This window comes from Limosilactobacillus vaginalis DSM 5837 = ATCC 49540 (assembly GCF_000159435.1).
In the GTDB taxonomy this organism is placed as follows: Bacteria; Bacillota; Bacilli; order Lactobacillales; family Lactobacillaceae; genus Limosilactobacillus; species Limosilactobacillus vaginalis.
Map to the genome: position 1 here is coordinate 164,536 of NZ_GG693415.1, position 20,586 is coordinate 185,121.

The 20,586-nt window shown below is 40.2% G+C and carries 20 protein-coding genes and 2 tRNA genes; 16 read left to right on the forward strand and 6 right to left on the reverse strand.

The window, feature by feature from the left end; all coding sequences use genetic code 11:
* The first annotated feature begins 108 nt into the window (after positions 1–108).
* Positions 109–312 carry a hypothetical protein gene (locus HMPREF0549_RS09775; protein WP_003717634.1) on the forward strand — a complete coding sequence of 68 codons (204 nt, stop codon included), beginning with the start codon at positions 109–111 and terminating at the stop codon, positions 310–312.
* A 46-nt stretch (positions 313–358) separates the two neighbouring features.
* Here HMPREF0549_RS09775 and HMPREF0549_RS07290 read toward each other — a convergent pair whose 3' ends face one another.
* Positions 359–1,201, reverse strand: a complete 843-nt coding sequence (locus HMPREF0549_RS07290) for a DNA-binding domain-containing protein (protein ID WP_003717635.1) — start codon at positions 1,199–1,201, stop codon at positions 359–361.
* A gap of 301 nt (positions 1,202–1,502) precedes the next feature.
* Between HMPREF0549_RS07290 and argF the strand changes: the two genes are divergently transcribed.
* Both argF and arcC read left to right on the forward strand, forming a co-directional pair.
* Positions 1,503–2,510 (forward strand): ornithine carbamoyltransferase, encoded by a 1,008-nt coding sequence (gene argF / locus HMPREF0549_RS07295; RefSeq protein WP_040531616.1) that lies wholly within the window; start codon positions 1,503–1,505, stop codon positions 2,508–2,510.
* A 14-nt stretch (positions 2,511–2,524) separates the two neighbouring features.
* Positions 2,525–3,457, forward strand: a complete 933-nt coding sequence (arcC, locus tag HMPREF0549_RS07300; RefSeq protein WP_003717637.1) for a carbamate kinase — start codon at positions 2,525–2,527, stop codon at positions 3,455–3,457.
* A 112-nt stretch (positions 3,458–3,569) separates the two neighbouring features.
* Here arcC and HMPREF0549_RS07305 read toward each other — a convergent pair whose 3' ends face one another.
* From HMPREF0549_RS07305 to HMPREF0549_RS07315, 3 genes are all read right to left on the reverse strand, one after another.
* Complete coding sequence (locus HMPREF0549_RS07305) at positions 3,570–3,923, reverse strand: hypothetical protein (RefSeq protein ID WP_003717638.1); 354 nt, start codon at positions 3,921–3,923, stop codon at positions 3,570–3,572.
* A gap of 18 nt (positions 3,924–3,941) precedes the next feature.
* Positions 3,942–4,856, reverse strand: coding sequence for an EamA family transporter (locus HMPREF0549_RS07310; protein ID WP_040531618.1), 915 nt, complete (start codon positions 4,854–4,856; stop codon positions 3,942–3,944).
* Positions 4,857–4,938: 82 nt separating this feature from the next.
* On the reverse strand, positions 4,939–5,673 hold the full coding sequence (locus tag HMPREF0549_RS07315) for a matrixin family metalloprotease (protein WP_003717640.1): 735 nt from the start codon (positions 5,671–5,673) through the stop codon (positions 4,939–4,941).
* 146 nt (positions 5,674–5,819) lie between these two features.
* Between HMPREF0549_RS07315 and HMPREF0549_RS07320 the strand changes: the two genes are divergently transcribed.
* From HMPREF0549_RS07320 to HMPREF0549_RS07380, 13 genes are all read left to right on the forward strand, one after another.
* Positions 5,820–6,275 (forward strand): DUF7679 family protein, encoded by a 456-nt coding sequence (locus HMPREF0549_RS07320; protein ID WP_003717641.1) that lies wholly within the window; start codon positions 5,820–5,822, stop codon positions 6,273–6,275.
* A gap of 78 nt (positions 6,276–6,353) precedes the next feature.
* Positions 6,354–6,426 (forward strand) — tRNA-Gln (locus HMPREF0549_RS07325).
* Between the two features lie 100 nt (positions 6,427–6,526).
* Positions 6,527–6,856 (forward strand): hypothetical protein, encoded by a 330-nt coding sequence (locus HMPREF0549_RS07330; RefSeq protein ID WP_003717642.1) that lies wholly within the window; start codon positions 6,527–6,529, stop codon positions 6,854–6,856.
* Positions 6,857–6,945: 89 nt separating this feature from the next.
* Positions 6,946–7,018 (forward strand) — tRNA-Glu (locus HMPREF0549_RS07335).
* Between the two features lie 215 nt (positions 7,019–7,233).
* On the forward strand, positions 7,234–8,058 hold the full coding sequence (locus tag HMPREF0549_RS07340; RefSeq protein WP_003717643.1) for a hypothetical protein: 825 nt from the start codon (positions 7,234–7,236) through the stop codon (positions 8,056–8,058).
* Positions 8,059–8,226: 168 nt separating this feature from the next.
* On the forward strand, positions 8,227–8,709 hold the full coding sequence (locus HMPREF0549_RS07345; RefSeq protein WP_050754873.1) for a MarR family winged helix-turn-helix transcriptional regulator: 483 nt from the start codon (positions 8,227–8,229) through the stop codon (positions 8,707–8,709).
* Positions 8,693–10,435 carry an ABC transporter ATP-binding protein gene (locus tag HMPREF0549_RS07350; RefSeq protein WP_040531723.1) on the forward strand — a complete coding sequence of 581 codons (1,743 nt, stop codon included), beginning with the start codon at positions 8,693–8,695 and terminating at the stop codon, positions 10,433–10,435. The genes HMPREF0549_RS07345 and HMPREF0549_RS07350 overlap by 17 nt, the downstream gene beginning before the upstream one ends.
* Complete coding sequence (locus HMPREF0549_RS07355) at positions 10,428–12,257, forward strand: ABC transporter ATP-binding protein (protein ID WP_003717646.1); 1,830 nt, start codon at positions 10,428–10,430, stop codon at positions 12,255–12,257. Before HMPREF0549_RS07350 ends, HMPREF0549_RS07355 begins: the two co-directional genes overlap by 8 nt.
* Positions 12,258–12,358: 101 nt before the next feature.
* On the forward strand, positions 12,359–13,381 hold the full coding sequence (locus HMPREF0549_RS07360; protein WP_040531624.1) for a serine hydrolase domain-containing protein: 1,023 nt from the start codon (positions 12,359–12,361) through the stop codon (positions 13,379–13,381).
* Between the two features lie 232 nt (positions 13,382–13,613).
* Positions 13,614–14,843 (forward strand): arginine deiminase, encoded by a 1,230-nt coding sequence (gene arcA / locus HMPREF0549_RS07365; RefSeq protein ID WP_003717648.1) that lies wholly within the window; start codon positions 13,614–13,616, stop codon positions 14,841–14,843.
* A 134-nt stretch (positions 14,844–14,977) separates the two neighbouring features.
* Complete coding sequence (locus HMPREF0549_RS07370; protein WP_003717649.1) at positions 14,978–15,448, forward strand: arginine repressor; 471 nt, start codon at positions 14,978–14,980, stop codon at positions 15,446–15,448.
* A gap of 13 nt (positions 15,449–15,461) precedes the next feature.
* Positions 15,462–16,883: a basic amino acid/polyamine antiporter gene (locus HMPREF0549_RS07375; RefSeq protein WP_003717650.1), complete on the forward strand. Its 1,422-nt coding sequence runs from the start codon at positions 15,462–15,464 to the stop codon at positions 16,881–16,883.
* Between the two features lie 42 nt (positions 16,884–16,925).
* The gene (locus tag HMPREF0549_RS07380) at positions 16,926–18,320 is read left to right on the forward strand and encodes an amino acid permease (RefSeq protein WP_224758360.1); all 1,395 of its coding nucleotides are present in this window, start codon (positions 16,926–16,928) and stop codon (positions 18,318–18,320) included.
* Positions 18,321–18,374: 54 nt separating this feature from the next.
* On the opposite strand, the gene HMPREF0549_RS07385 is transcribed toward HMPREF0549_RS07380, so the two are convergent.
* Together HMPREF0549_RS07385 and HMPREF0549_RS07390 are read right to left on the reverse strand one after the other, a co-directional pair.
* Positions 18,375–19,082 carry a type 1 glutamine amidotransferase gene (locus HMPREF0549_RS07385; protein WP_003717652.1) on the reverse strand — a complete coding sequence of 236 codons (708 nt, stop codon included), beginning with the start codon at positions 19,080–19,082 and terminating at the stop codon, positions 18,375–18,377.
* Entirely contained in the window at positions 19,082–20,419 is a 1,338-nt protein-coding gene (locus HMPREF0549_RS07390; RefSeq protein ID WP_003717653.1) for a Mur ligase family protein, read from the reverse strand. Before HMPREF0549_RS07390 ends, HMPREF0549_RS07385 begins: the two co-directional genes overlap by 1 nt.
* Between the last annotated feature and the right edge of the window lie 167 nt (positions 20,420–20,586).

The following is a 20,586-nucleotide window of genomic DNA, read 5'->3' on the forward strand; positions in this document are numbered from 1 at the left end:
TCAACCAGGCGTTGAAGCTTACAAGGTTAACATGTTTGGCCTGTTAGGCAAGCCAGGTTACGAAGAGATCGGCAAGAAGCTGCGGGCTGAAATGGGCGAAAACAAGTAATGAATCGTCAGCAACTCAATAAGCAACGTCATCAGCTTCAGATACGAATTGCTGTTTGGTGTGTTTTGACAATTTGCTTTACGATTTTGAATATGTTCAAATTAATCCCATTCTTGCAGTGGGTCATGTGGATTGCCACACTATATACCGTTATTTTGATTGTCATTTGGGTTTATTTAACGATCCAGCTGATAAAAAAGTAAGAGAAAGCCATTCAGGAACTAGCAAAGTTTCTGAATGGCTTTCCTTTTACTTTTGAGCACTTTCTTGAACTAGACCGTTGAAAAAGTGCTTGACTGAGACCTGGCCGCCACGTGAGGCAGTACCATTAATAATTTTCATTTCATTATGAACATTCTTGTATTCAAAAAGGTTATTAGCATATTCCAAAATAATATCATTTTCTGGATAATCAATGCACATATGGGCAAGGTTATTTAGACCAGTCTTGAGGTCACGACGAATCCGTTGAAGAATAATCTTTTTACCATGATCGTCACACCGAAAAATTTCATGAAAGTTAATATTGTCAAACGTGATTCCCTGCTCAATCATAACATTGATAATTCGGGTAATGTCCTGGGCGCCAGAACCGTTTGTGATCCCGAGAAAACGAAGAATTGACTTCACGTTCTCTTTTTCCTTACTCTTGAAGTTAATATTAGTCGTGTTCTGATTGGCAGCTCCACTGACCAGATCAAGTATCTGCAACATTCGGTTTGACATATTAATGTTTTCACCAATTAATTTAATAACAGTTTTCACTTCAGCAACGTTCAAGGGCTTTTCGATACAGAAGTCAACTCCGGCTCGGTAGGCGTTTGTTCTTCCTGCAGGATCGAATGCCTGACTAACCATTATGAAGTGAGGGTGATGGTTGCTTTGTTGAATTCGCTTAATTAGCTCAATCCCGTTAATCTGTGACAGGGACGGGTTAACAAACATAACATCAATACTCAAGCGAATAACATCTTCAAATGCTTGTTCAGCATTGAAGGTTGTACCAACAACTGAATTATTAAAGTCGTTCTCAATAATATCTTTAAGAAGAGATGTAGCGTTGTTATCATTATCAACAATGTAGAAGTTCATTTTAATACCTCGAATCAATTTGAGTCATTTTGAGTTTATTTGAAGCTGGAGCGAAAGTCAATAATAATTCATTAGATATTGAATATTAAGCATACTGATTAATAAAATGCTTGTGAAATGTATATTATTGGGTTGAATAATGTATGAATAGTGATGGATCCGCTTTCTTTAAATGCATATTTTTGATCATTGTGAAAATAAATTTAAACTTTTTGATGAATCATTTTGAAGCAAAATGATTTTTTTTGAAAGTGCTTACTATTATATAAACCGTAAAGAATTTCAAGGAGGAAATTTAATTATGGCATTCAATTTACGTAATCGTAGTTTTTTGACACTTTCAGACTTTAACAAGCGTGAAATGGAATACATGCTTGACCTTGCTGAAGACTTAAAGAAGGCTAAGTACGCTGGTACTGAAGGTAAGAACCTTGAAGGCAAGAACATTGCCTTAATCTTCGAAAAGAGTTCAACCCGTACTCGTTGCTCATTCGAAGTTGGTGCTAAGGATGAAGGTGCTCACGTAACTTACCTTGGCCCATCAGGCTCACACATTGGTCACAAGGAATCTGTTAAGGATACTGCCCGTGTTCTTGGTGGTATGTTTGATGGTATTGAATACCGTGGTTTCTCACAACGGAATGTTGAAACTTTGGCTAAGTACTCAGGTGTTCAAGTTTGGAACGGTTTAACTGATGAAGACCACCCAACACAAGTATTGGCTGACTTCTTAACTGCTCATGAAGTATTGAAGAAGCCTTACGAACAAATCAAGTTCGCCTTTGTTGGTGACGGTCAAGATAACGTATCTAACGCTTTGATGTTAGGTGCTGCTGTTATGGGTATGGAATACCACGTTGTAACTCCTAAGGAATTGAACCCAACTAAGGAAGTTCTTGACAAGGCTAACGCTATTGCTGCCGAAACTGGCGCTAAGATCGTTGTTTCTAACGACGTTAAGGAAGGCGTTAAGGGCATGGATGTTATCTACGCCGATGTTTGGGTATCAATGGGTGAATCAGATGACATGTGGGAAAAGCGGATCAAGCTTCTCAAGCCTTACCAAGTTACTAAGGAAGTTATGGACGCTACTGAAAACCCTAAGGCTATCTTCGAACACTGTCTTCCAGCATTCCACAACCTTGACACTGAAGTAGGTAAGGAAATCTACAAGAAGTTCGGTCTTAAGGAAATGGAAGTTACTGATGAAGTCTTCGAAAGCAAGAACTCAGTTGTATTCCGTGAAGCTGAAAACCGGATGCACACCATCAAGGCTGTTATGGTTGCAACTTTAGGTGAACACAACTAAGGAGGACTCTCTAGATGGCTAAAGTAGTTGTTGCCTTGGGTGGTAACGCCCTTGGTAAGTCCCCCGAAGAACAATTAAAGCTGGTTAAGAATACTGCTTCTTCTTTAATTGGTTTAATTGATGCTGGTAACCAAGTAGTAATCAGCCACGGTAATGGTCCACAAGTTGGTGCTATTAACCTTGGAATGAACTTTGCTGCTGAAAACGGTAAGACTGCTGCCTTCCCATTCCCAGAATGTGGGGCAATGAGTCAAGGTTATATTGGTTACCACTTACAACAAAGTCTTCAAAATGAATTGCACCGTCGTTGGATGAACAAGAACGTAGCAACTGTTGTTACTCAAATTGCTGTTGATCCTAAAGACCCTGCATTCCAGAATCCTTCCAAGCCTGTTGGTGACTTCTACACTAAAGAACAAGCTGAACAGATTGAAAAGGAAAAGGGCTACACCTTCAAAGAAGACGCTGGCCGTGGCTATCGTCAAGTTGTTCCTTCTCCACTTCCACAGAAGATTATGGAATTGAACAGTATCAAGACTTTGATTGAAGCTGGCGATCTTGTTATCGCTGGTGGTGGTGGCGGTGTTCCCGTTATCATGACTGACGATGGCTTAGAAGGTGTTCCAGCAGTTATCGACAAGGATCGTTCTAGCGCATTACTTGCTGATAAGATTGATGCTGATACTTTAATCATCTTAACTGCTGTTGATTACGTATTTGTAAATTACGGTAAGCCAGATGAAAAGGCTTTGAAGACATTAAACGTTGCCGAAGCCCAAAAGTACATGGATGAAAAGCAATTTGCTGCTGGTAGTATGCTTCCTAAGATTGAAGCCTGCTTATCCTTCGTTGAAGGCCACCCAGAGCGGAAAGCTTTGATTACTTCACTTAACGGCTTAGACGATGCCCTTGCCGGTAAGGTTGGTACTGTTATTAGTGATAACTAATCATAGATGAATCAAGAAAAGAGTCATTTGGAATAATTCCAGATGGCCCTTTTTGAATTATATAGAAGAAAAGAAGTTGAGAAGAATATTTTTCTCAGCTTCTTTTGACTAACTATTCCTTATCCTGGGCTTCACTATCAGGACTAATTGTTTGATTATTAGCCTGATCCTCGTTATACCTTGCGAGAAGGATTTGCTGGTCTTTATCTTTAATGAGGTTTTTAATATCCTCATCAGATTTCAACTCAGGCTTTTCCTTAACAATTTTATCCAATACTTCATCAGAGAACTTAAACTCGGGTTGGACCTTAGTATCACCATTAAGAACATCAATTGTTTCATCGTAAGAAAGAACCTTTAGCTTCCAGCTTGTCCGATCAGCGTCGGGCTGGTGAAGAACATTGGGATCATTCTTAAGATCCTCACGAAAGCCATCTTCATCATATTTATAACCATCTTCTGTCATATTATATCCTCCTTCTTATTAGTCACTAGCATTCTTGCGGTGTGGACGAATGTTGATTGCACATACCGCAACGATAACCAGAATGGATCCAAGAATATCAGCTCCGGTTAGGTAAAGGTGGAAAATTAAAACGGAACCGATAGTTGCCGAAAGTGGTTCAAAGGCATCCATTAGACTAAATGTTGTTGCATCAATGTATCTGAGTGAGGTATTTGCCAAGTAGAACGGAATGATTGTTCCAATAATTAAGATGCTTGCACAGTCGATCCAAACACTGGGAACGTTTGGAATTGCCGGTTGCTGAGGGTGAATTGCTAAAAGAACGATGCCAGCAAACAGAAGTCCCCATGCAGTAACGTCTAGCGATGGTACACGCCCAGTTTGTAACATTTTCTGGGGGATCAAAGTATTGGTGGCAACACCAACCGCTGAGATAAAGCCCCAAAAGAGGACCGCTGGTGTGACAGCTAAGTGGTTGAATCGACCATGAGTGGCAATGATGAAGACACCGAGGAAGGCGATGATTGCACAAATGATTTCAATTCTTCGTGGTGGCTCATGTCGAAAAACGGCCAGATAAGCGATAATGAAGAAGGGGCCAACAAATTGAAGAATAGTGGCAATGGAAGCATTTCCTTCTTGAACTGCCATAAAGTAAGCAAACTGGACAGGTACCAGACCAATTACACCATAGGCAAAGATAACCCAGGTATCGTGTAAATTATGGAAAATTGCAAATGGATGGTTGCCCATTAGTTTGCTAATAACAATCATAATCACACCACCAAAAATTAACCGCCACTGGGTTAGCCATAGTGAAGTGATGGACGGACTAATGTTAAAAAGGGCCTTGGCAAACAGACCGGAAATTCCCCAAAAAGTGGTTGCGGTGATTACCATTGCAAGACCGAGAGCTTTTTTATTTGAATTCATTGAAACGATAACCTTTCTTAAAAATACACACGGTGTCATTTTATCATGAATCAGCTGGTGGATTTTAAATTTAAGAGGGAATCTAGTTATTATTAGTAGTATTAGTTTGAGACTGAGATGAAGTTGATGCAGTGTTTTTCCGTGAATAGAGGAGCTTAACGTTTTGAATATCTGTTGATTGAATTGGGTAATTAGAACCGGTTGGTTGCATTACTGAAATGTTATCTGTATGGTGAAGACCAATGGCGTGACCAAGTTCATGCTCGGCTGTATTGATGATCCGTCGTTGTGAATAACCGTAAACCGGATTTAGCAGATATGCAGAGTTGAGTTCGACCCTTACGTAGATGAAGTTGCCATTGCCAGAATTAATATTTGCTTCTGTTAAACCAGCCGCTCCATCCTTATCATCATCAATCGTTGTGAAAGGAATATTTGCATCTTTTTGCTTCTTAACCACGTGAAAAGTAAAGGAGCCAGTATCATTCCATGCTTTGATCGCTGATTTAGCAGCACTTCGTAAGACCGGATCTTTGATATTAATAAAAATAGTGGCAGAATTTGTCGGCCATTTACCGACAGGCTTCGAGTAAGTGGCCTTTTTTTCTGTCCTTTGCGAGTTATCTTTTGTTAATTTCGGTTTTTGTTTCTTTTTTCCCGTAACCTGGTTAATAATATTTTGAGTGTGAATCTGGACTTCATGAATGAAGATGTTAGTGTTTGAGTTTACTGTTTCAATATTCTGATAGGACCAGATCGCGGTGATAAAAATCAAGCTATAGATTAGCGGGAGAAATAATTTCGAATACTTCTTCATTAAAAAGCTACCCCCATAAAGTGCATTCTAGTGAACTTCTTAGAGCTTGTCTATTATTTAGAATGGATTTTTCCCTATGTGAACCGCTACAGGGAAAAGATTTGCGGTAAAATAGTAATAACAAGGTTGCGAGGGGGAAATCTATCATGGTTGCGGCATTTAAACTCCATGTTGTACTTAGTTGGGGCGAAGAGAGAAATTACCTATTAGCAAACGATGTTGAGCCGGGATTAGAGCATCGTTATCAAACACGAGAGAATTGGCAAGAGGTAATGAAGGGTGCCTTGATTAACGTCCCGGTTGGCCCATATATTAAGGATAATCGGGTAATTCCGCCAATTGCGACTGCTAAAGTATTAGATGTCACCGCGGTAGACCAAGTCGATCCAAAGTTACAACGGACCCGAAGCCAGTTTATAATGGCTGCTATTTGGGAAAGCCAGTCTGAGGTGCAAGATTATAACTTTATGCACCATGATTACTCTCGGTGGTCACAACGGCAAATTAAAGCAGATGTTGACTATTGGAATAATGGGACTAGGCATCCGTGGATTAATATGGTAACGCAGTGGCGGATTTGGTTACAAAAACATCGTCATTAGTGAATTTGATTAAGATGAATCCGAAGAAAATGGTTGACTAATTAAAATTCACCGTGTATATTATTATTGTTATCTTATTGGGCATTCGCCAAACTGGTAAGGCAGTGGACTCTGAATCCATAATTTACTGGTTCGAGACCAGTATGCCCAATTAGTTAGGGTTCCGTATTATTCGGAGCCCTTTTTTGTTGAAATTTTACGTGTGATTTGTTTCTTGGTAAAATACCTTTAGACATTGAGGAGAAGAGAAAATGGCAAGTAATTCTGATTCAATTTATTACGTATTAACCAAGATTAAGCATCATCCAGAACTAATAGTGAGTGAAAAAGTACAGTATATCAATACAATTTCCGTTTTTATTAAGGACTCATTGAAAATTGCAGATGCTGCTTTCTATTTTCCGGATGATCGCTTAATGGTAAATCGACTATCAAATGACTTTGTGGCTAAAAATGGTGATTTGCTAGAAAGCTTTTTTGTTAAGACGCATCAAGAAAAGAAGAATTATCACGATGTTTGGGCGACAACTGCTCACGTCAAGAAGATGAGGATTTATTTACTAGAACTATCGTTTGAATGATTTTGTCTTTATTAATTGATCTAAATAGTAAATTAATTAATGTTTGACAATATATGAGAAAATCTGTATACTTCTCTTGTATTGTTTATTGCCCGCTGGTCAAATTGGTTAAGACGTCGCCCTCTCAAGGCGGAGTTACGGGTTCGATCCCCGTGCGGGTGATTTTTTAGTTTTAAATCATTAGTAATAGATAGATAATATAACACTCTTAACAGAGTAACTATAAGGAAGCGCAAAGGAGATAGGCTAACTACTTCTCTTAGCGCTTTTTTGAATTTAACAATTATTTTAATGAAAATGATTAAGAATAATAGTGAAACGTGTTACACTAAGATAGTGTTATTTTTAAATTTGCAAAAATAAATGGTGTTTTAATTATGAATTTAAAAAATGTACTTATAGTTGTTGGGGTAATTGCACTAATCTTGTTAATTATCCAGTATGTTGGGCAAGTTAGACGAATGCGCCAAGGCGACAACTTTGTTAGCCGCGGGCGAGCATTTGTTAACTGGTTGTTGTTATTCATTATTATTGGGAGTATCGGTGGTACTGTCTATGCTGATCACCACTCAAAGTCGGATTCTGATATAACAGAAACCAAGGCAATAACCAATGATGATGACGAGGAAGCTGACCAAGTCTATATTAACTTCGATAAGAAGAAGGCACGGTTGAATAGTGATGGCGTAGCACCAATGAAGATTATTGTTTCACCAAATACAAAGGTGAAGATCGTTGGTCATGATACCGGTAAAGTTTACAAGACCTTCAAGGCAGAAAAGAGTGATGGTCCTGTAACGATTAAGTATAACTTTGAATATGCCGCTAAGTACGATATTATCGCAACTCGTGGTGATAAGAAGGTTAAGAAGACCATTACAATCAAGGAACAAAAGAATGATTCATCATCTTCTTCATCCTCATCCGTTACAAGCAGTTCTAGTTCTTCTAGTTCATCCTCTAGTCATAGCTCATCCCATTCTTCAAACAGTAATTCCAATAACAGTGGGAACAGTAATGCTGGCGGAAGCAATAACTCTGGAGCATCTTATAATGGCGGTGGTAGCAGTTACCGTGGTAATACAGGCGGTGGCGGCTACACCCCATCCCATTCCTATAACGGTGGTGGCCATACTGGTGGCGGTAGTACCATTAGTAACCAACCAACGATCAGTACTCAACCGACTATTGGTAACCAATAATTACGTTTTTCGTTAAAATTACTAAAAACTCAGGTACTTCACTTTAGGTGAAACCTGAGTTTTTATTTTTAAAATTCATTCATGATCATTGCTTTTTACAGAAAACGTGGTTATTATGTAATAGTTATGTACCTAACAATTATGCACCTAACGATAGGAGATGGAAGAATGATCACCGATGATGAAGTATTTCCCCGATTATTTAGTTTAATCAGGCAAATGCATAATCTCTCCAAAAGGAACGTTAAGCATTCGGGAATGTTCCTTGGACGGGGCCGAATAATTCATATCTTGGCAATGCGGGATCAACCGTTATCGCAACGAGAATTAGCTGATATGGCAAATATTAAGCCGGGTTCCTTAACGGAAGTCCTTGAGCGCTTAGAACGTGACGATCTTATAAAACGGGAACGGCTCGCAAATGATCGCCGGGTAATTCACGTCCGGTTAACAGCAAAGGGGCGCAAGGCTTACCAAAAGCTTGTAGAAGAGCGGCATGAATTTGGTAACCACCTTTTAGAAGAAATTGATCAGGAAGACCTAGCGCGCTTTGTTAAGGTAGTCAATATGATGGACAAGAACCTTCACCGTTATTATGGTGATCGGTTACCAAAAGAAGGGAAAGGTGAACGGTTTGATCAAAATTGCTAGAGAAAATCTTGTTAAATGGGCGACAACCTTAGCCGTGCTGTTCCTATTAGTTCAAGTCGCCTGTGATTTATACTTGCCGACAATCACATCCGATTTAGTAAATAACGGGATTGTGAAGCAAGATTTAGGCTACATTTGGCATGCCGGCGGGTTAATGCTAATTGTCGCTGGAATTGGTGTCGTGGCAGCGGCAGGGAATGTTTATTTTGCAGCTACTCAATCAATGCAAGTGGGTGAGAAGCTGCGTAAACAGGTGTTTAGTCATGTGATGAAGTTTTCCAGTCGCGATATGAGTAAGTTTGGCGACTCATCACTAATTACCCGGTCGACTAACGATATTGTGCAAATTCAGAATGTTATGATGCAGGTCTTGCGAATGATGTTACAATCACCGATTATGCTGGTGGCGGCTTGCGTTTTAGCCTATATTCGTGAGCCACGATTGACTAAGGTGTTTTTAATTAGTTTACCGATTTTGGCAATCGTTGTTGGTATTGTGATGTACTTTGCGGTCCCGCTGTTTAAGAGTATTCAGTTTAAGACTGACCGAATTAACTTGATTTTCCGAGAAGGACTAACCGGCGTACGGGTAATTCGGGCATTCCGTCAGGATCGACGTGAACAAAAACGGTTCAAAGAGGCTAATACCGATTACACAGATACTGCAATTAAGGCGTACACACTAGTTTCATTCTTGTTCCCCGTAATGACTTTGATCCTAAGCTTGACGAATGTTGGGATTATTCTTTTAGGAAGTCATTTGATCGCAAATATGACGATGCAAGTCGGGAACCTAATTGCATTTATGACCTACGCTACGCAGATCATGATTAGTTTCATGATGCTATCAATGGTCTTTGTTTTTGTTCCTCGGGCATCTGCTTCAGCGGCGCGGGTTAATGCTGTCCTTGAACATCAGCCAAGTGTTGAGGATCTTCCTGTAAAAGATCGGGAACACCTTGCAGAAGATGCTTCAGCTTCATTAAGCTTTGATCACGTTAATTTTCGGTACACGGGTGCTGAACGCCTAGCATTGGAAAACCTTAATTTTAAGGTAACAGCTGGTCAGACGCTGGCGATTATCGGTGGGACCGGTTCTGGGAAGTCAACCCTTGTTAATTTAATTCCCCGGCTCTTTAATATTGAGAGTGGTGAAATCAAGGTTGACGGTGTCCCGGTTGATAAATTAAGCCAGCAAGAACTGCACTCGGTTATTTCGATTACCCAGCAAAAGGCGGTTCTCTTTACAGGGACGATTCGTTCAAATCTTCAATTTGGAAACCCGAATGCAACGGAGAACGAAATGTGGTCAGCCTTAAGAGTCGCTAAAGCTGCTGACTTTGTTAAAGAAGCTGGTGGCCTGGATGCTAAGGTTGAGCAGTCAGGAAGCAACTTCTCCGGTGGTCAGCGGCAACGATTAGCGATTGCACGGACGATTATTAAGCCAGCTTCAATTTACATTTTTGATGATTCATTTTCTGCTCTTGATTTCAAGACGGATGCCGAATTGCGGCAAGCGCTTAAGCAAGATTCGCAATTACAGAATGCTGTTAGTGTAATTGTCGCTCAGCGGGTATCAACAGTCGCTAATGCAGACCTAATTATTGTTTTAGACGATGGTAAAGTCGTCGGTCAGGGAACCCACGAGCAATTAATGAAGGATAATCCGGTATACCAAGAAATTGTCTACTCACAAATAGCAAAGGGGGATGACCAGAATGCATAATGGACCACGTGGACGGGTGAAAAAGGCACAACACTTTTGGCCCACGACGAAGCGACTGTTCGCTTACCTTAAGCCGTGGCGATTTGGCGTAATTATTTCAATAATATTGGCGATCATCTCCGTTGTTTTATCAATCTTAGCACCAAAAATTCTTGGGGAGGCAACCACCATTATTTATAATGGGGTAATGCGTGGCTATGCAGAAATGAAGCAGGGAGTCCACCTTACTAGTCTGCCAATTGATTTTCACCGGATCTTTCAGATTGGTTTAACCGTAATCTTGCTGTATGTTTTCTCGGGATTATTTAGTTTCGCGCAACAGATTATTATGACGAAAATTTCCCAGAAGGTTGTCTTTAATCTTCGTGGGGATTTGAAGGAGAAGATGGAACGGGTTCCAGTTAAATTTTACGATACCCATAGTAACGGTGACATCATGAGCCGGATGGTCAATGATATGGATAACATTGCGGGAACTCTTCAGCAAAGTCTGATTCAGATCGTTATAAGTGTGATTACCTTTGTCGGGGTTTTGGCGTTGATGATTACAATTAGCTGGAAACTAACATTAGTGGCACTGATTACATTACCGCTGAGTGCATTAATTGTTGCTTTTGTAGCACCGACTGCCCAACGACTTTTTAGTAACCAGCAGGCAGAACTTGGTAAAATTAATGGTCAGGTTGAAGAAACCTATGCTGGACACACAATTGTTAAGACCTTTAATAAGGAAAAAGATGAAGAGAAAGCATTTGCTAAGGAAAACCACCGCTATTATCAGGCTGCCTGGAAGTCTCAATTCTTCTCAATTCTGATTTTCCCGTTAATGAATTTTGTTCGGAATCTTGGCTACTTAATGGTTGCTGTGGTTGGGGCAATTGAGGTTATTCATGGACAGATCACGTTAGGTAATGTTCAGGCTTTCGTTCAGTATACGAATCAGTTTTCTCAACCAATCACCCAAATCGCTAACTTAAGTAGCACAATTCAGCAAACAATTGCTTCTGCAGAACGAATTTTTGAAGTACTTGATGCGCCAGAGATGGTTCCTTCAGACGCGGACCCAACGTTAATTGAAGAAAAGCCATTGCCAAAGATCGAGTTCGCTAATGTAGACTTTAGTTATAATGATGAACCATTAATCGAAAACTTTAACCTTAAGGCAATGCCAAACGAAATGGTTGCAATTGTTGGACCAACTGGTGCAGGAAAGACCACTATTATTAACCTTTTAGAGCGGTTTTATGAGGTTAAGGGCGGTAAAATCTATCTTGATGGGCAAAATACAAGGTCAATGTCCCGTGACGAATTACGGAGTCATATTGCAATGGTTCTTCAAGATACTTGGTTATTTACTGGAACCATATTTGATAACATTAAGTATGGACGGGAAGATGCAAGCGCTGATGAAGTGTACCAGGCTGCCCGACTAGCACACGCGGATAACTTTATTCGTGAACTTCCAGACGGGTATGACACCATATTGGACGAGTCAGCATCTAATATTTCACAGGGGCAACGTCAACTATTAACGATTGCCCGGGCGTTCTTAGCAAACCCAGAAGTGTTGATTCTGGATGAAGCGACAAGTTCTGTTGATACGCGGACAGAGGAATTAATTCAAAAGGCAATGAATGAATTACAAAGGGGAAGAACAAGCTTTGTTGTTGCCCATCGTTTGTCAACAATTCGGAATGCAGATAAGATTATTGTGTTGAATCATGGTCATATTCTTGAAACGGGGAACCATAAGTCCTTGATGAAGAAGAATGGCTTTTATGCTGACCTTTACAATAGTCAGTTTGTTGGCAATAACCTTTAATGAAACAATCTAAGATTAGTTTAGAAGCTGGGAAGATTTCCCGGCTTTTTTATTTGCGCTACAATAGTGTGGACTGAATGGAACGGATGGGGGAAACAGGAATGAAAAAGCAATATCGAGAAACAATTGCTGGACTGAATAGGTTGGTTGAACAAGGGATTGTCCCTGGAATCAGCTACGCACTTTTTGATCACGGAATAGAATATCGAGAAGTGAAAGGCTATGCAGAAATACAGCCGAAGAAAGAACCGTTACGGGCAAAAATGCAATATGATTTAGCCTCGTTAACGAAAGTGATTGGTACTGTTCCGGTGATTGCAATTGCGATTCAAGCGGGGAAACTCAAGCTGACCGATCCAGTGCAAAAGTATTTACCTGAATTCAAGGATTCTCGACCGACTATCCAGAACCTCTTAACACATACTTCGGGAATTTGCGGGTATATTCCGCATCGTGATGAGTTAACGGCAAAGGAGCTAAAACAGGCATACTTAACACAACAACACGTTGATTCCAGCCTAAATCGCCAAATTAGGTATGCTGATGTTAATTTCCTTTACCTTGGTTGGATTGCGGAAAAAATTTATGGACAGTCAATTCAGTCGCTAATCCAAAGCCAGGTATTAGATCCGCTAAGAATGAAAGAAACAACATTTGAGCCGCTTGCCGTAAATAGTGTCCCAACTGAAGTGCAGGCAAAACGAGGGCTAATTCGCGGAACTGCTCATGATCCGAAGGCATATGTTTTGGGAGCTGAATGTGGGTGTGCTGGGATGTTTTCAACTTTGGATGACTTGCTGCTTTATAGTCACGCGTTGATCGAGACTAACCTTAATGGCCTATTGGATGATTGGATGGTTGACCAACTCTTTAAGGACCAGACGTTGATCCCGGGAGAACACAGCCGTTCGTTAGGGTGGAAGCTTCTTCACGCGGTTAATGATCGTCATTGCATTATTAGCCATACCGGCTTTACGGGAACTTGGTTAATCCTTGACCGAGAAGAAGATCAGGGGATGATTGTTTTAACAAATCGAGTTCATCCTACTGCTCAAAATAATGCTTACTTGCAGGCTCGTGACCAACTTTATGCTACTTATCTTCACGAAAAGGAAAATGCATAATCAAGTATGTAAAAAAACTTTGTGAAATTATTATTCAATTTTATGCAAAATCAACGAACGGAATATTCATTTTCACTGTCTCAACTGTATATAAAATTGTATAATTTTGACTAAAATTCATCTAATAGTAAAATTGCACAAATCTGCGTAAAAACGGGATTTGACAACGGTTTCAAAACTGGTTATTATATACACGTAATCAAATGAAAGCACACAAAAGGAGTGAGTGTATATGCAAAGCCCAATTCACGTAACATCTGAAATTGGTAAGCTTAAGACAGTTATGCTTCATCGACCTGGTCATGAAATTGAAAATGTCTACCCAGACATTCTTCACCGGATGCTTGTTGATGACATTCCATACCTGCCAATCGCACAAGAAGAACATGATTACTTTGCTAAGACTTTAAAGGACCAAGGAATCGAAGTACTTTACTTCGCTAAGTTGGCAGCTGAAGCTTTAGCAGATGATCAAGTAAAGAATGAATTCCTTGAAAAAATGTTAGCAGAATCTGGCCACGCTGCTGGTGCTGTTCATGACGCTTTGAAGGAATACTTGCTTAGCATGGATACTCAAGCAATGGTTGATAAGATTATTGCTGGGGTACGGAAGGATGAGATCCACACTAAGTTCGTTTCACTTGCTGAAATGGCTGAAGATGCAGGTTACCCATTCTTCATGGATCCAATGCCAAACGCATACTTCACTCGTGACCCACAAGCCTCAATTGGTGATGGTATTACTATTAACCACATGACATTTAAGGCTCGTCAACGTGAATCACTGTTCACTGAATACATTATTAAGCACAACCCTCGGTTCGCTAACAAGGGTGTTCATGTATGGCGTGACCGTTACCATGACACTCGGATCGAAGGTGGGGATGAATTAGTTCTTTCCGACCACGTATTTGCTATTGGTATTTCTCAACGTACTTCAGCAGATGCAATCATGGACATCGCACGGAACTTATTCAAGGATTCTAACTACGACACTGTTGTTGCTATCCACATTCCACACAACCATGCTATGATGCACCTTGACACGGTCTTCACAATGATTAATTACGATCAATTTACTGTTCATCCGCAAATCTTGGATGGTGGTAAGATTGATACTTACATTCTCCACCCAGGTAAGGATGGCGAAATTGAAATCCAACACCGCACAGACCTTCAAAAGGTTCTTGAAGAAGTATTGGACAAGCCTGAAATTGACTTGATCCCTACTGGTAACGGTGATCCAATCGTTGCTCCACGTGAACAATGGAACGATGGTTCTAACACGTTAACAATTGCACCAGGTGAGGTTGTTACTTACGACCGTAACTATGTATCTAATGATTTGCTGCGGAAGCACGGAATTCTCGTTCATGAGGTTCGTTCAAGTGAATTGTCTCGTGGTCGTGGTGGTCCACGTTGCATGTCCTGCCCAATTGTACGTGAAGATCTTAAAAACTAGTTAGTTTGAAAGCAGCAAATACACTTGGATGCTGAATAATGATTCAGTTAGCGGTGTTTCTTGCTGCTTTTATTGTACTGAAACGACATTGTTGTATAATTATTTTGTTAAATTGTGATTAGGGGTGAACGTGAATGAATCGTAAGGCGCGACGAAAGGTGATCGAACAGTTAGTCAGTGATCACAAAATCGAAACCCAGGATGAATTGTTGGATTTATTAACCCAACAGGGGATCGAAACCACCCAAGCGACGATTTCTCGTGATATTCATGCGCTCAATATTGTTAAGGCTAATGATGGTGAAGGTCATACCTACTATGTCCAGCTACAATTAACGCCGGAGCATGATTTCAGTAGATTGTATACGGGAATTCGTGAGAACGTTCGAACGATTGAAACCGTGCAATTTATTAATGTTGTAAAAACGGCCTTGAATTCTAGTTACGCAACGATCCTCGGTGGGATGTTTGACGAACTGGATATTCCTGAAGTTGTTGGAACAATTGCGGGGAATGATACGTTAATTATTATTAGTAAAAATAATAATGATGCGCGTGCAATTTACAATTTAATAATGAAGCACATTAGCTCACATTTAGACTAAAAGGGGTGTAAAGATGGAAAATGAAAAGAAAGGGATCGGTAAAGGCGAATTAATTGCCCTTATTGTTAGTTCCTGTATTGGTACTGGTATCTTCGGTATTACCAGTGACGTTGCTGCTGCTGCCGCTCCAGGCCCTGCTCTATTAGCATGGATCTTCGTTGGTATTGGATTCTTAATGCTTGTTCTCTCATTGAACAACTTATCTGAAAAGCGTCCTGACTTAACTGCTGGGATCTTCTCATACGCTGGTGCTGGTTTCGGACCAATGGGTGAATTTATTTCCGGTTGGTCATACTGGTTATCTGCATGGCTTGGTAACATTGCCTTCGCGACAATGTTGATGAGTTCAATTGGTACTTTCTTCCCAACCTTTAAGGGTGGTCAAAACCTACCATCAATTATTGTTGCAATTGTTTTCTGCTGGCTTTTGACAATCCTTGTTAACAATGGTGTGGAAAGTGCGTCCTTCGTAAACATGATTGGGACAATCTGCAAGGTCTTACCACTTGTTATCTTCATCGTTATTATGGTTGTTTGCTTCAAGGCTGGAATGTTTACTGCAGACTTCTGGGGCCGTGTTGCTAACAATGCTTCAAAGGGAACTACTACTGGTTCTGTTTGGTCACAAATGCAAGGAACATTGATGACTCTGATTTGGGTATTTATCGGTGTTGAAGGTGCTTCTGTTATGGCCCACCGTGCTAAGTCACGTTCTGCTGCTCAACAAGCATCAATCATTGCTTTTGTAACCTTAGTTGTTATCTATGTTTTGATTTCTATTTTGCCTTATGGTGCTTTGACTCGTGCACAATTGGCTTCAATGGGTCAACCTGCTATTGGTCACGTTCTTCAAGCAACTGTTGGTACTTGGGGTTCAATTCTGATTAACGTTGGTTTGATTATTTCAACCATTGTTTCATGGTTATCATGGACGATGCTTCCAGCCGAAACTACAATGCTGGTTACTGAAGATAAGGCAATGCCAAAGGTTTGGGGAAAGGTTAACTCAAAGAACGCACCTACTGCTTCCTTGATGATTACTGCCGTATTGCAAACCATCTTCCTCTTCTCATTGCTTTTCACTGATAAGGCATATGAATTTGCTTACTCACTTTGTTCTGCTGCTATCCTGTTCTCATACTTATTCGTTGGTCTTTACCAAATGAAGTACAGTTCAGAACATAAAGAATGGGGTCAATTCACCATTGGTTTACTTTCAGCCGCATTCATGTTTGCATGCATGTTCTTGGCTGGTTGGCAAGAAGTTTTACTTGTTTCCATCAGTTTCATCCCTGGATTCATCATCTACTACCTTGCCTGCCGTGAAAACGACCACAAGATGAGCGCTGCTGAAAAGTGGGTTATGGTATTAATTCTTGTACTTAGTGTTGTTGCTATTTGGCTTGTTGCTAATGGTACAATCACTGTGGGTTAATGTGGTATAATAATTGAATAAAAAACAAGCGAGGTGATTAAGGTGAAGGAAAAGAAGTTAAATCTGTTCCTCTTAATCACCTTAATTGTTGGTACAATAATCGGCGGTGGAATTTTTAATAGTCCCACCGACCTTATTTTAAAAGCAAATCCGTTGACAGCGCTAATTGCGTGGTTAATTGGTGGCTTTGGGATTTTAATGTTAGCGCTAGTCTTCTATAAGCTAGCACTTGTTAAGCCTGAACTTGATGGTGGAATTTATACATACGCTAAGGAAGGCTTTGGAAATTACGTTGGTTTTAACTCGTTTTGGGGTTATTGGTTGGGATCAATTTTTGGCAATATTGCCTTTATCTCATTGTTCTTTAAGACCTTAAATAGTATGTTGCTGCATCCGCTATCGCCATTTGGCTGCTTTATCGGCGGCTCTGTCATTTTGTGGATCTATACGTGGATAGGTTGGCGTGGTGTTCGCGAAGTTAGTATTCTGAACGCGGTTATTACAATTGCTAAATTATTACCGTTAATTTTAGTAATTGTTATTGGAATTACTTTATTTCAACCACATGTATTTAGTGTTGCCCAATGGACACACGTCTTAGCATCAAATCACCACTCAACCAATATTTCTCAACAAATAGGACAGGCAATGAGTACGATTGTCTGGTGCTTCGTTGGAATTGAGGCTGCCGTTTCAATGTCGCGACGGGCAAAGAAGCATTCTGAAGTTGGCTTGGCAACGGTGATTAGTTTTGTAATTGTTTGGAGCTTATATGTTCTAATATCACTACTGCCAATGGGAATCATTCCAGCGAACGAGTTAGGAAGTTCTTCAGTCCCATTAGCAACCGTATTGAGTAAGAGTGTAATTGGTAATTGGGGAGCGTTAATTATCAAGGTTGGGCTACTGATTTCTCTATTGGGAGCTCTCCTAAGCTGGTTTATGATTGGTCCGGAAATTGCCTACGTTACTAGTATGGACCACGCCATGCCAAAACCTTTCAAACTTATTAACCGGCATAACGTTCCCGGGTTTGCCTTAATTGTTTATACGTTAATTATGCAATTGATCTTGGTGGTGCTTCTTTTGCCACAGCTACAGACGGCTTATACAATTGCATATACGCTTGCAGCAACGACTACACTAGTGGCATACCTGTTATCGGCTCTATATGGTCTTAAGCTAGCAATTAAGGAATCTTACGGTTTCGGTTTTAAACTGATTGCAATTATCGCTTCTGCCTATGCAATCTACACATTGTTTGCTACCGGAATTGAATATGCTTTTGCAAGTGCAATTATCTTTGCACTCGGGATCCCGCTCTATTTGTCGGCAGCACCGAAGATGAAGCGGTTTGAAAAAGTAATTGCATTGGTAATTGGGGTAGCAGGAATTTTAGCTCTGGTAATGATTGTTCGTGGTGGAATTAGTTTCTAACGTAAAAAACAGGTCTTACAGACGATTTTCATCTGCAAGGCCTGTTTTTTTGTATTAAAACGTTGGTTTAATTACTAACTGTTCTTGTTTACTAAAATCTTCATTTGGGTATTTCTTATGAAGAGCAGCTAATAAGAGGTGCTTAGCAATTTCACCGTTCCGGGTAAGAATTGGTCCGTGGAAGTAAGAACAATAAACTTCTTTGTAAATTGCTCCTTCAGTTTTGTCCTGACCATTATTTCCGTGACCAGAGATTACTTTACCGAGTGGTCGTTCGCCATCGCCTAAGAAGGTCATTCCGTTATGGTTTTCAAAACCATGGTATTCGTCACCTGTTTGTTCGTTTTTAATAGTGATATTACCAATAAAACGGTTGTGATCCTGACTAAGAGTGTAGTGGGGGAGAATATTCAATCCCGGAATTTTTTCTCCATTGGCACCAATATAATATTGGCCCAGCAGTTGGTAGCCACCACAGATTGCAAGTAATGGTTTTTGATCGTCAATAAATTGTTTAATCCCGGCCTTTTTATTTGGCAGATCCTTTGAAACAACGAATTGTTCATAGTCTTGACCGCCTCCAAAAAGGGCAAGGTCAAACTTTGCTGGATCAAACTCTTGACCAATACTGATAACCTGAACTGTAATGTCAGCGTCCATCTGCTTAGCATAGTACCGCAAAGCAATAATGTTACCGACGTCGCTATAAGTGTTTAGCAGGTTTCCGTACAGGTGTGCAAGATTAAGATGATATTTTGTCATTAATCCATTCCTCCCTTAATGTAGCCTTTTTCTGCCAGTTGCTTTCGTAATTGCAGGACTGCAGTGTAAGTAGCTAGGATATAGACATGCTTCGTCGGCATTTCTTTAATCTTAGCAATTACGTGAGTTAGATCAGGCTCATGCCACATGTTATCGACACCGGCCATCGTAAGTCGGGTGGTGATATCTTTATAACGCTCACCACCGGTCATATATTGAGGAATATTATGCTGAACCAGCTTTTCAAAATTGCCATCCCAAATCCAACTAGTATCAATCCCGTCAGCATAGTTAGCATTTAAGAGGAAGGCAAAGCTAAAAGGCTGGGGATCGGTTTCAATCATATCAAGAACCTGGTTTAGCCCGACCGGATTCTTAACAAGAATTAACGTAACCTCTTTACCATCAACATTAATGACTTCTTGACGACCAAAGACGCGTTCATCAGATTCAAAGGCATCCTTAATTTGGTCTTGGCTAACTCCAAGAAACCTTCCTAGCGCATAGGCAGCTAAAGCATTATAAATATTATAGAGACCGCCAATTCCAATTTTGTATTTCTCACCGTCAAGCTCAAAGGTTGAACTGGTTGGTGTCAGCTGATCGATTTTTGTGACAGCATAAGTCAGCTTTGGTCGTTTGAAGCCACAATGAGGACAGAAATAGTCACCGAGGTTAGCGTAAGTTCGCATTCGGTATTTTAGAATGTGCTGACACTTGGGACAGAGAAGGCCATCTGTGTTAGCAGGTGCATCGAATGGTTCCCGTTGTTCATGGTTAAACCCATAGTAAATAATGGGATTGGGTAAATCATGAGAATTAAATAACTGTTCATCACCATTAGCAATAATTGTTGCTTTTGGTGCTAATTTAACCCCGTTAAGAATCTTTTGGTAGGTAGTGTAGATTTCCCCATATCGATCCATTTGATCACGGAAAATGTTAGTAAAGATAAAAGCAATTGGTGTGATATACTTAGTAACCTTTACCACGTTTGCTTCATCAACCTCAAGCACTGCCAATCCCTTTTTCTTTGGCCGTGGTGCCGTAATGAAGGTAGTAACGATTCCTTGTTCCATGTTTGAACCGGTTGGGTTGGTTAATACTTGGTCGTATTTTTCACGGAGAACCCGGACGCTTAAAGATGTGGTTAGGGTTTTCCCGTTAGTACCAGTAACAATTACTAAATCATACTTTTTACTGAATGCTTGCAGAATATTAGGGTCAAGCTTTAATGTTAATTTCCCGGGTAATGAACTCCCACCATTCATAAAAGTGTGGAGGAACCAGTAGCTTGAACGACCGGCTGCTTCAGCAAATGAACTGCGTAATGACATGTATTAAAAATCCTTTCACCGAAATTAGATTACGACTAATTTTAATCTTTAATTGATTAAAAGAAAAGTGTTTCGGATTAATATTACGAAACCATTACTCACTAGCTAAGTATTTAAATGAAAAATGCTTTCAGATATAATAGATTTATCTATGTGTATAAAAGGAG